Genomic DNA, 11,643 nt, shown 5'->3' with positions numbered 1-11,643 from the left:
TAGACAGTGATGCAAGGAATAAATCAAAAAAACAAATGAATAAAAAAGTATTGGTAACCGGAGGAACTGGTTTTATTGGTTCTCACACGGTAGTAGAATTACAGAGCAATGGATTTGATGTGGTAATTGTTGATAACCTTTCAAATTCGAAAGTGGAAGTTCTTGATCAGATCGAGAAGATAACAGGAACAAAACCAGAATTTGAGTGTTTCAACTTAACGGATAAACAAAAGACAAAAGCTTTCTTCCAAAAGCATACGAATCTTGAGGCCATTATTCACTTTGCTGCATCGAAAGCAGTGGGCGAGTCGGTTGAAAAACCATTGATGTATTACCACAACAACCTAAACTCTTTAATGAACCTAATGGAGTGCATGCAGGAGTTTGAGGTGAAGAACCTGGTATTCTCATCATCTTGTACAGTATACGGACAACCAGATCAATTGCCGGTGACAGAGCAAACTCCACGTAAGGAAGCTGAATCGCCATACGGAAATACCAAAAGCATTTGTGAAGACATCATCCGTGATGTGTGCAAGGCAAATCCAAGTTTGAAAGGTATTGCTTTGAGATATTTTAACCCAATTGGAGCGCACGAAAGTGCCTTAATTGGCGAGTTGCCATTGGGTGTTCCAAACAACCTAATCCCTTTCCTTACACAAACTGTTGCAGGGATTCGAAAGGAGCTAAGTGTATTTGGAAATGATTACAACACCCCTGATGGATCAGCCATTCGCGATTACATTCACGTGGTTGACTTGGCAAAAGCACATGTGGTTGCCATTGCACGATTGTTGAATGATCAGAACAAAGCCAATTGCGAATTCTTTAATGTGGGAACAGGAAACGGTGTTTCAGTATTGGAAATTATCAACTCATTTGAGAGATCGACAGGAGAAAAGGTACCACATAGAATTACCGACAGACGTGAAGGTGATATCGAGCAGATTTATGCAGATACCACTTTTGCAAACGAAGAACTAAAATGGAAGGCAGAAAGCACATTGGATGAAACTTTGCTTTCAGCATGGAAATGGCAAGAGAATCTTAAAACAATGGAGTTTTAACTACCATATGATATTATAAAATTGAAAGGGCTGTAAGTTGAAATACTTACGGCCCTTTTATTTTTTAGCTCAAGCTATCCTTCCCCTTCTATCTCTGAGAGTGATATAGCAAAAAGTATAAATCGCAGACCCAAGGCAATGCCTTGGATTTACCATTACATATATATTTACTGCATCCTACCCCTAAATCCCCTAAAGGGGACTTTGAGGAGCTACCATATTATTTACCTAAATCTATCTTCTCCTTGACAACTTTTCAAACAAATACGGTAAACTTATTCATGAAGAAAGAGCCTGAAGGGCTCAAATATTAATAGCCCGGGGCAACGCCCCGGGTTTGAAGGGCCATGTAAATCGTCGCAACTGCTATCTTACTTTAGAGTGAGTCGTTTATTTGCGACGGAATATGCAATCTTTTATTTCTTACCTCATCCTATCCTTCTCCTTTTATCTCTGAGAGTGATATAGCAAATTAGTATAAATTGCAGACCCAAGGCATTGCCTTGGATTTACCATTACATATATATTTACTGCATCCTACCCCTAAATCCCCTAAAGGGGACTTTGAGGAGCTGCCATATTATTTATCTCATATAATTCGACGAACAAATAGAGATACAATCGTTTAATTTTCAAGTTCTCCCCTTCTAGGGGAGATGGCGACAGCCAGAGGGGTGCTATTAACCTATAACACCTATTGTTTCACCCTTTTGTCTGTCGACATTTTGTTCATGTTTAATCCTTCTTTATTACGTATTCACGAGCTCCGCTTCGCTACGGTTCCCTTAAAAGGGAAAAACTTAATTTGAAAATGATTAATCATTATAGTTATTTCGGATTCATGTATAAAAGGTAGTTTTAGATGAAAGAGCCCCAGCGGCTTGAGTTGTAGAAATAACAAAAACGACTGCAAGCATAAAACTTACAGCCGTTTTTAATCTTAATTGCCAGTGGCAAAAAGCCAATAGCCTATTTCGTAGTCTGATCAATAATCAGCTTAATCGCTCTCTGGCAAGCCGGACAAAACTGATTGTGACGCGTAAACATGATACAGTTGGCCGCAGAACGATACAAACCTTTCGATTTGTACTGAGCACCTTCAAAAGCACCCACTTTACCACTATGTTCCATATTCGATAGCAGCTTGTCATCCCATTCGCGCTTCTTGATAAAGAAGTCTTCCATAACCTTTTCTTCTACCTTGGCCTTGCGCATTTCCACACGCTTTTTCTGAACCTCGATACTGTGCTTGTCGTATTTTTCCTTTTCCCAAGGCGTAGGAATAGGTGTACCTGGCGTTACAATGTCTTTCCACTTGATGGTTTCAGGATCGGCATTGGCAGTAACGTTTAGTTCCCAAGGCTCCAGATGCGCGGCATCCATTTCGTAAGCCGTTGCCGATGTGTAATACTCATCCGCCAAATCGGCAAAGTGATGACCAAATTCGTGAACAAACAAATACTCCTGGAAAGCATTGTCAACCGCAGCAGTAATGTACAGGTTGTAGATACCGCCACCACCATAAATCGAATCGTTCATTAGAATTGCGGTAAACTCGTAAGGAACAGCCGCCGCAGCATCTCTAATGGTTTTGTTGTCGTAACCCAATGCGTAGCGTTCCGAATCGAAAGCACCGTAGGTAACCGATAGAGCCGAACGAGTATGAATGTCCTGATGAGGGTGGTTTACACCAGAATCAGGAGAAGGAGTTTCTACCGCTCTAATCGAGAATTTATTTTTGTACTTGGCAAAAGGCTCAGTGCTTAAAAGAACCTCAGCAAAACGTTCCGCATCTTTCTTGAACTTCGGCATGTCTTTCTTTGCATATCCTTCGCCCAATACCACAATATCCACTTGATTTTCAGGATTTCCGTTTACCACGATATCGTGAGTGGTGTAATGATTTTTCACTTCGGCACGGAACGATCGGTAATGTTCAGGATTTACCATATAGGTCCAAACCAGATCAAAACCATTCTTGATATTTCTTTTCAGGATTGTCAATTCCACCTCTTGCTTAGGCCAGGGAAAACGTACCGATTCGTGGAATGATCCCCATTCCTTTTCAGCCTCAGGAGTCGTTTCCCACTCGCCATAAATGCTCGAGAAACCTCGTGAGTATAGCAATTTGCCAGTTTTAGGATCTTTAATCTCGAAGAAGTACTTGCCCAGGTTCAGTTCATCCAGCAAGGCAGTTTTACTTCCGGCCCACTCGCCATCGTTCACCATTTGGTCGAAAGCAAAGTGTTCTTCGTTGGCATTACCAATATGATTGTAATCCAAACGCATGGTAGCGTTCGTAAAATACTCAGCATATTGTGCTTGTGCTGCAAAGGTGATGCTCACCAATAGCAAAGCAAATGCAGTAAGTTTTTTCATGATATCGTGATTTATTAGTGTTTTTATTCATGCACAAGATAAAGAATATCGCTGATAGGAAAGATGTTGAATGTCATGAATGGGAAAAATCTCTTGCGAGCTTACTTGCTAAGCATCTCCATGATGCTAAGCAAGTTTATGGAAAAGGAATTGATTGCATCCGACATAGTTTTGTGTGGCAGCGTGGAGCTGTGGCCAAAGTCATTTACAGCAAGCCTTGAAAAGGCGTAAGTGCTAGGAGGGTGTCCAAAAGTTCAATATTATTGTCATTCTGAGTTTAGCGAAGAATCTATTCCTTTGATTAACAGGTGATTCACTTCATTCGACATGACATTGTATTCGATTGAATGTACTTTTTGGACAGCCTCTTCTAAATAATCTTACGCCCCTTCAGGGCTTTGGGGTTTTATACAATTGTGGTCAAAGGGCTTTGCCCTTTGCTGATGCTCCAAGACTTTCAGTCTTGATTTTATCGAACTTCGATTTATGAGGCAGCGGAGCTACAGATCAATTTTCCATCAAACCTTTAACAAAATCAAATCCACCACTTACAACCTGTTTCATGGCTTGATTTTTAGTTTCAATAATTAAGGCTTTTAATAATTCTACACTTTTCTTACGAATAAGTGCTAAGAACCTGCTTAATTTCTTAACTGTGTCCTGCTTGGTAAGGTTAGGAAGCTCTTCCTTAATTTCTGTAGCCTCACTTATTAATTCCTCGTGAACAATCTCATGGTTTTTCAAAACAACTATTGCTGTATCTAGAAATTCAGCTAGCATTAATTGCTTTCCTACTTCATAAGGCTTATTGTTGGCATCTTCATCAACAAGCTTAAAGTTGTCGAAGAACTCCTCTTCATAAGCCTTTAAAATTTTTTCCTCAGGAGAGATTTGGACATTATTATATTGCAATATTAAGTTTAGCCATCCATCCAACTGATGTAGTATTTGGTCAGAATAAAGAGCAAATTCGTTAAGCTCATGCTTTAGGTGATTAGTCGGAGATTGTTTTAGCTGAAAAACAACGCTATTACCAACAAATTCTGGTTCAAAAATTTCGAGAGAAAAATTAGATAGAGGATCTATATCTTCAATTACAATTTCAAAATCTTGATCTTTTACAATCCTAATAATAGCTGAGTATTTTTCAACTCTAGTTCTAATTTGAGTAAAAAGTGACTGTATTGTTTGTACGAATACGAGGGGGTGTTCTTTGGGGTTAATCATTTTCAGTTTTTAGTGTAATTGTTAGGTTTTGGTTTTCAATTTTCCAAATCATTATTTTGTATCTGTTAACCAAATCTAAACAATAAAAATCACAACTAATAAAATAGGAGAGAAGAATTTGCCTGCCACCAAAAGCAATAAATAGCCAAAATCAAAAACTTAGTATACCAAGTGTCCAAGAAGAAGCATACTAAGTCTCCGACCAGAAGCATACTTAGTGTCGGACCAGAAGCATACTAAGTCTTCGACCAGAAGCATACTAAGTTTCGGACAAGAAGTATACTGAAATTTTTAAGGAGGCCATTCTAAGCATAATGGGCATAAAAAAACTCCCCGAAAAAAGAGCTTCGGAGAGTTTCCTGAGTAAATGGAAGAGATTAGTCTACGGTCAATTCATAGTCTAATTGTCCAGTACGTAGGGTTTTCCCTTCCAAATAAGTACGAATCTCTAAACTGTACTTGCCAGCGGTTAAACCATCGGGAATGGTAAAAATTAGTTCAGATGGCATGTTGCGCATGTAGGTTGTTACCTTGTGCTCGGTATTGTCGGCTGCAATAAAGAACAAACCTTCCTCGGCAATGTCCTTGTTAATTTTTAGCTTGGAACCTTTCACAATACCGCCCTTGCCAGGGGTAATCTTTTCGTTTTTGCTTTCGCTTTCCGAATCCTCGAATCCATCAATTTTAGGAAGCACGTCCGAAGCAGTTATTTTCTTCAGCTTCACTTCCTGTGTTAAATTCCTGAAATTGACGCCTGGAGTAAAGTTCAGATTGACTTTGTGATACTCCGGATCGAAGTCCATATGGTCAGCATCAAAAACACCTGCAATGCTCAAACGAATATTACACATGGGTGTAATAACGTTGTTGCCTGCCAATAGCTCTTCGTGAATCTGTTCGAACACAGCATTTACAGCCAAGGTGGCATCAACTTCGTTTAAGGAAGAGTGGCGTTTGACAGCTCTGGAAACAATGGCTTCCAATTCGGAAGTTTCGAAAACCAGAGTTTGTGCCGAAAAATCATCTTCACGCTGAGTGAGAGGATTTTTTCGTAAGTAAAATGGTAAAGTCATATTATATAGTATATTTACCTGTGAATACTAGCCCGCAGTCTGATGTCGTAAACGGTCCAAAGTTTGTTCAAAAGACTGCGAGGCTTTTCTTATCAATAATAAAGCTAGAAAAAATTAAACTAGCTTCAAACCTGCTTTCAAAAATTAACCTTTGTTAACAGTAGAAATCATTTACTTATTTTATTTGTGACATTTACACGAAAGCTTGGTGTTTGTTTATGTTTTCAAGGATTTGTCTGCTGTAATAAGCGTCTATTTTTAAATATTATTCTATGTTAATTTAGAAAGAATTTAAAAAGCCAGCTGAATTTCAGGTTTATACCAACACGAAAATAATATCAAGTGAACTTGTGTTATGGATTTTAGGATAAATAAAAAAAACAAATGCAGAGCCCTGATTTGCGTTTGGTCTTCTGTGCTGTGGTGATAGGAAATCAGGCTTTGGATTGTATTTGCTGAAAACACCCCATAATGATTTGCTGTGATCCGAATGAGAGCCTGCTTAAACTGAAACATATAAATGGCTTGAATGAATTGTACATATTTATCGTATTCAAATTCAATAAAATAACATTTGATAATATATTCAGGAGGAATTGGTCTTGAAAATTGTTGTGTTAACCACTTGCTATTTCATAACATTCTTAAAATAGAAAAAGATTTCTAAATTTGGCTTTGAAGAAAAAAGTCCATGACAGATTTAAGCAACCATTTGTATTCAAAATTAAAGGCAGGAAATAAATATGCTTTTCAAGAATTGTTTGAAGAGTATTATACTTCTATGTATTTCTATGCCTGCAAATTTGTAGATGATGATTTGGCAAGAGATCTGGTTCATGACGTATTTATGATATTTTGGCAGAACAAAGAACACATTACCATTAAATCCTCTTTATCTGCCTACCTCTTTAGAATGGTTCGCAACAAATGTCTTCAGGAAATCGAAAGCCAAAAAGTGAAAGACACTTATCGTACAGAATCATTAAATCTTGATGAGCTCGCCTATTATAACGATGGAATAAAAAGTATCATCGAAATAGAGTTAGAAGAAAAACTTAAAGAAGCTATGGATAAAATGCCCGATGGTTGTCGTCAGGTGTTTGTTATGAGTCGTTTTAATGGACTTAAGAACAAGGAAATTGCAGAACAGCTAGGTGTTTCTGTCAAAGCTGTTGAAAAACAAATCACCAAAGCTCTTAAAATTCTTAAGCTTGAGCTAAAGGAATATCTTCCTTTATTGATGTACATATACTTTAAAGGCTCTGATTTTTTATAAAATGATGTGGTCGAATTAGAATGTAATAAAAAAAAATCTTCCCTAAGTTACTGATCCCTACAGTAAACTGATCATTTGATATCATTGTGGATTAATAAAAATAAAAAAAAGTGAAAATTGGAGGTAGGGTAAAATCTATTTTTCCGATCATGTAGAATAGAAACCGAGAATTAAAGATGAGTAATAAGGATAAAATAGTACAATTCCTTCAGGGAGAGCTTAGTGAAGAGGAGCAGATTCAGTTTCTTGATTGGGTTTATTCGAATGCCGAAAACAAAAAGGAGTATTTCCAGCAAAAGGATATCTGGGATTCCTATAAAATGCATTCTGAAAAAGGAAAAATAAACCTGAAGAGAGAATGGAGGATTTTATCCAATCGAATTGATCTGTTAAAAATTCCGAAAACTTACACCATAAAGAAGAGTTTCGCTTTGTGGATGAGGGTTGCCGCAATAGTTATTGTAGTATTTGGCCTGGGATGGGGCGCCAATATGTTTTTAAATTCGATGAACAAACCAGAAAAGCTGGTTCATAAGCTTGAAGTGCCAAAAGGACAAAGATCTAAATTGGCCCTGGCTGATGGAACCGAAGTATGGTTAAATTCTGATTCGAAATTGGATTTTTCGTTCGATGATGACAAGAAGCAGAGAGTTGTAACATTAAGTGGAGAAGCATTTTTTAATGTAAGCAAGGATAAGGAAAAACCTTTTATTGTGAATGTGAAAGGACAAAGTTTAAAAGTACTTGGTACCGTTTTTAATGTTAGAGCTTACGAAAATGAAGAGAATGTATACACAACACTTGAAGAAGGAAGCGTTGAGGTAAAAGCGGCAGGACGAGCCGTCATAATAGAGCCTAATCAGCAATTGATTTATAGCCGACTAAGTAATAGGTTATCATTAAAAAAGGTAGATACGAATTACTATACCGTATGGCGTGAAGGTCGTTATGTTTTTGAAAATGAAAGTTTCGATAATTTGATTCGAATGGTAGAAAGATGGTATGATGTACAGTTTGAATATCCGAAGGAGTTTTTTAAAAACATGCACTACTCTGGAGTTATTAAGAGAACTAAACCTGTTGAGCATGTTTTGTCATTAATTAATCACATAACTAAAATCAAATATGAGTATAAAGGGGATGTTATTGTCATAATCCCTGTTGAATAAATATTAACAATTGATTTTTTATTTTACCATTTACTAAAACGTTTTAGTAGGTGGTAAAGAACAAAAAAAGTTGAAAATACTATTGCCGGTAAGGAGCTTTTAAGTGTAAAAAGGGAAATGCGGTAACATTTCCCTTCACAAAATAAACCTCTTTATTGAAAAGAAGATTCATTAATTAATAACCGTTAAATTTATGAAAAAAAAATCGTTTTTAATGTCTGCTAAATGGAGAGAATATGGCAGACGGTTTGCAATTGTTTGTTTGGTGAACATATTGCTGCTGCTTTCTACTGCATCTGTAGGGTATGCACAGAACATCAATCAAGAGAAACGTATTACATTAAAAATGCAGAATGTTTCTATTGTAGATGTGTTTAAAGAAATACAAGCAAAAACTGACTTTGATTTCTTTTATAAGAATGAGCAATTGCCTCAATCAAAAAAGTTTAGTGTAGATGCTAAGGATTTATCTGTTGAGGAAATTCTTAATCGAGTACTAAATGGTACAAACTTAACATTCAAGCTTGTAGATACGGATATTGTTATTTCTCCTCTTCAACAAAATAAGCAAGAGGAAAGGAAAATTTCGGGTAAGGTAATCGATTCTAATGGATTGCCATTGCCTGGAGTTAGTGTGGTTATCGAAGGAACTACACGTGGTGGTGTAACTGATTTTGATGGAAATTACGAAATCGATAACGTAGAGTCAGATCAGGTTATTCTATACTCTTTTATAGGTATGACTACGCAGAAAGTTATAGTATCAGAAGCTACAAGTTTCGATATTACACTTCAAGACGATACACAAGGTTTAGAGGAAGTTGTTGTAATTGGTTACGGTGCTGTTCAAAGAAAACAAATTACCAGTTCGGTAGCTACTGTTGATACGGATGATATTGCTAAGGTAACTGCTTCTTCTCCAGTGCAACAAATTCAAGGTCGTGTAGCTGGTTTAACAGTGTCTACTCCTAAAGGATCAGATCCTAATGCTAGTCCAGACATCTTAATTCGTGGGGTAACTTCTACAGGCGGTCAATCGCCACTAATTATTGTTGATGGTGTTGCTGTTGGATCTTTAGATATTGTTGCTCCTGAAGATATTGCTACTTTTTCAATTTTGAAGGATGGTTCTGCAGCTGCAATTTATGGATCCAGAGGTACAAATGGTGTGATTTTAATTACTACTAAAGAGGGGAAAGAATCAAAACCAACTGTTGAATATTCTGGCTATTATGCTTTCGATCAGATTAGCAAAAGACCTGATGTTTTAACGGCTGATGAGTTTAGAGCTTTAGGAAATAAGATGGGCATTGCTACTGGAGATGCTTCTACCGATTGGTACGACGAAATGCTACAGTCTAATCACAACACAGTTCATAATATAGCTTTTAGTGCAGGGAACAAAAATTCCAATTATCGCGCATCTATTAATTATATGGACAATAAAGGTATTGCTTTAGAATCTTTTAAGAAAAACTTAAGTGGACGTATTAATATCAATCATAAAGCGATTAACGATCGATTAAACGTGCGTTTGAGTTTATCTGCTTCTCAAGCAAAATATAGATTAGCAGATTATGGCGCTTTTGGTTCTGTTGCAAAGTTTAATCCTACCAGACCAGTTTATGAAGAAAATGGTGAATTTGCCACATTCCAGGAATTTGGTGTTGATAATCCAATTGGAAACATACGAAATTACTCTACAGAGAATATTAAGAAAGTTTTATTAGCGAATGTTTTTGCCGAGTTCGAAGTAGTTGAAGGTTTAACTGTTGGAGGTAGAGCTGCCTGGAAAGTGGAAGATGCAAATTCAGGATCTTATACTTCATCGAAAAATGAAAATTTAGCAAAAGATGATATTAAGGGTGTGGCAAGTACATCATCTTTTTATAGCTATAAATATACTTACGAGGGAAACATCAATTACAGAAAAAGATTCGATAAGCACGATATTAATGTAATGGCCAACTACACTCACGAAGAGGATACTTGGTATACCTACTCTATGAGTAACTCGGGCTTTGTAAACGATAAATTTTTATGGCATTCTATTGGTTCAGGACTTAAATTAACAAATCCGGTTAATGATGATGGAGTTCAGGATTTGAATGGACCAGCAAGTATGGGAAGTGGAAGAAGCGAGAAAATCCTTGAATCCTGGAGAGGACGTTTAGTGTATACTTATGATGATAAATATGCATTAACAGTTAGTTACAACAGAGAGGGTAGCTCTATTTTTGGAGAAAATAATAAATGGGGTAATTTTTATGGAGTATCTGCAGGTTGGACCATATCTGATGAAGATTTTATGGAAAGTCTATCATTTGTTAATTACCTAAAATTGCGTGTTGGTTATGGTGAAACTGGTAACCCGGCTACAGGCCCATATAATTCATTATCAACTGTTGTTCAGGAAGGCTTGCCTTATGTGTTCAATGGAAATGTGGTAAGTGCCTACGCTTTAGAAAAAAACCCAAATCCTGATTTGAAATGGGAGCGTAAAAAAGAATACAATATTGGTTTCGATTATGCTCTTGCAAAAAATCGTTTTGATGGTAGTGTAGACTTGTACTCAAGAAAAACAGATGATATGTTGTATAGTGCAGCTGCTCCTGTTCCTTCTTTAATTAAGCCTACCATTGTTAGTAATATTGGTGAGATTTCTTCAAAGGGTATTGAGGTAAGTGTTAATGCTAAAATTCTTCAGGATACAGAAGTAAAATGGAATGCTAATTTTAATGCTTCTTACAATGTAAACGAGGTTGAGAAATTATCTAATGCCGATGAAGAACCTGTTCCTTTCTATGCCGGAGATTTACCAGGTAATGGTTTAGGTAGTGCCTACAGAGTAAAAGAAGGTGGATCTATTGGTGATTTTTATGGTCCTCGTTTCGATAAGTTCGATGAAAATGGTGGATGGGTATTCAAAGATCTTAATGATGAAGTTGAAGGTTACCATGCTGATACCGATAAGGAAGTAATTGGTAATGGAATGCCTAACTATTTTGTTGGTTTAACCAATAGTTTGCAATACAAAAGATTCGATTTAGAGATTTTTATGCGTGGTGCTTTCGATTATCAAGTGCTTAATGTTGGTAGAATTTATATGGAGAATCTTGATAAATTTCCTCAAAGTAATATTTATACATCTGCTTTATCAAGTCCATTACGTGCTCCTTCTCAATATTCTGATTACTATTTGGAGGATGGAGATTATTTAAAAATTCAGAATATCTCTTTAGGATATACTTTTGATACAAGCAAATGGAATAATATCTCCTATGCAAAAGTATATGTTTCATGTAGCAATGTGCATACTTTCTCTAATTACTCAGGCTTATCACCTGAACTTGGAGGCCATTCTGGTATAACCCCAGGATTTGATAATTTGAATTTTTACCCTGTAACACGCACATTTACAATTGGTGCTGTTGTTAAATTTTAATTTGAGG

General features: G+C 36.7%; 8 protein-coding genes. 5 read left to right on the top strand and 3 right to left on the bottom strand.

All coding sequences use genetic code 11. The annotated features are described in order from the left end of the window. Positions 1-35: 35 nt before the first annotated feature. Positions 36-1,067, top strand: coding sequence for a UDP-glucose 4-epimerase GalE (gene galE / locus ACKPCA_RS11855; protein WP_321279286.1), 1,032 nt, complete (start codon positions 36-38; stop codon positions 1,065-1,067). Between the two features lie 969 nt (positions 1,068-2,036). Here galE and ACKPCA_RS11850 read toward each other — a convergent pair. Further along, positions 2,037-3,446: a M64 family metallopeptidase gene (locus tag ACKPCA_RS11850; protein ID WP_321279285.1), complete on the bottom strand. Its 1,410-nt coding sequence runs from the start codon at positions 3,444-3,446 to the stop codon at positions 2,037-2,039. Positions 3,447-3,475: 29 nt separating this feature from the next. Here ACKPCA_RS11850 and ACKPCA_RS11845 point away from each other — a divergent pair, with 29 nt between their 5' ends. Continuing rightward, the gene (locus ACKPCA_RS11845) at positions 3,476-3,667 is read left to right on the top strand and encodes a hypothetical protein (RefSeq protein WP_321279284.1); all 192 of its coding nucleotides are present in this window, start codon (positions 3,476-3,478) and stop codon (positions 3,665-3,667) included. Between the two features lie 286 nt (positions 3,668-3,953). Here ACKPCA_RS11845 and ACKPCA_RS11840 read toward each other — a convergent pair whose 3' ends face one another. Continuing rightward, entirely contained in the window at positions 3,954-4,673 is a 720-nt protein-coding gene (locus tag ACKPCA_RS11840) for a hypothetical protein (protein WP_321279283.1), read from the bottom strand. 377 nt (positions 4,674-5,050) lie between these two features. Continuing rightward, entirely contained in the window at positions 5,051-5,746 is a 696-nt protein-coding gene (locus ACKPCA_RS11835; protein WP_321279282.1) for a DNA-binding domain-containing protein, read from the bottom strand. 691 nt (positions 5,747-6,437) lie between these two features. Between ACKPCA_RS11835 and ACKPCA_RS11830 the strand changes: the two genes are divergently transcribed. The 3 genes from ACKPCA_RS11830 to ACKPCA_RS11820 all read left to right on the top strand — a co-directional run bounded on the left by ACKPCA_RS11830 (position 6,438) and on the right by ACKPCA_RS11820 (position 11,636). Next, on the top strand, positions 6,438-7,022 hold the full coding sequence (locus tag ACKPCA_RS11830; protein ID WP_054715983.1) for an RNA polymerase sigma-70 factor: 585 nt from the start codon (positions 6,438-6,440) through the stop codon (positions 7,020-7,022). A gap of 176 nt (positions 7,023-7,198) precedes the next feature. Then, the gene (locus tag ACKPCA_RS11825) at positions 7,199-8,191 is read left to right on the top strand and encodes a FecR family protein (protein ID WP_321279281.1); all 993 of its coding nucleotides are present in this window, start codon (positions 7,199-7,201) and stop codon (positions 8,189-8,191) included. 193 nt (positions 8,192-8,384) lie between these two features. Then, positions 8,385-11,636: a SusC/RagA family TonB-linked outer membrane protein gene (locus tag ACKPCA_RS11820; protein ID WP_321279280.1), complete on the top strand. Its 3,252-nt coding sequence runs from the start codon at positions 8,385-8,387 to the stop codon at positions 11,634-11,636. The last annotated feature ends 7 nt before the right edge of the window (positions 11,637-11,643 follow it).

Origin of the sequence: Marinifilum fragile, assembly GCF_963677365.1 — a bacterium.
GTDB classification, from domain to species: Bacteria; Bacteroidota; Bacteroidia; order Bacteroidales; family Marinifilaceae; genus Marinifilum; species Marinifilum fragile.
The sequence above is the reverse complement of the archived record's forward strand: the minus strand, read 5'-3'. Positions and strand labels throughout refer to the sequence as shown.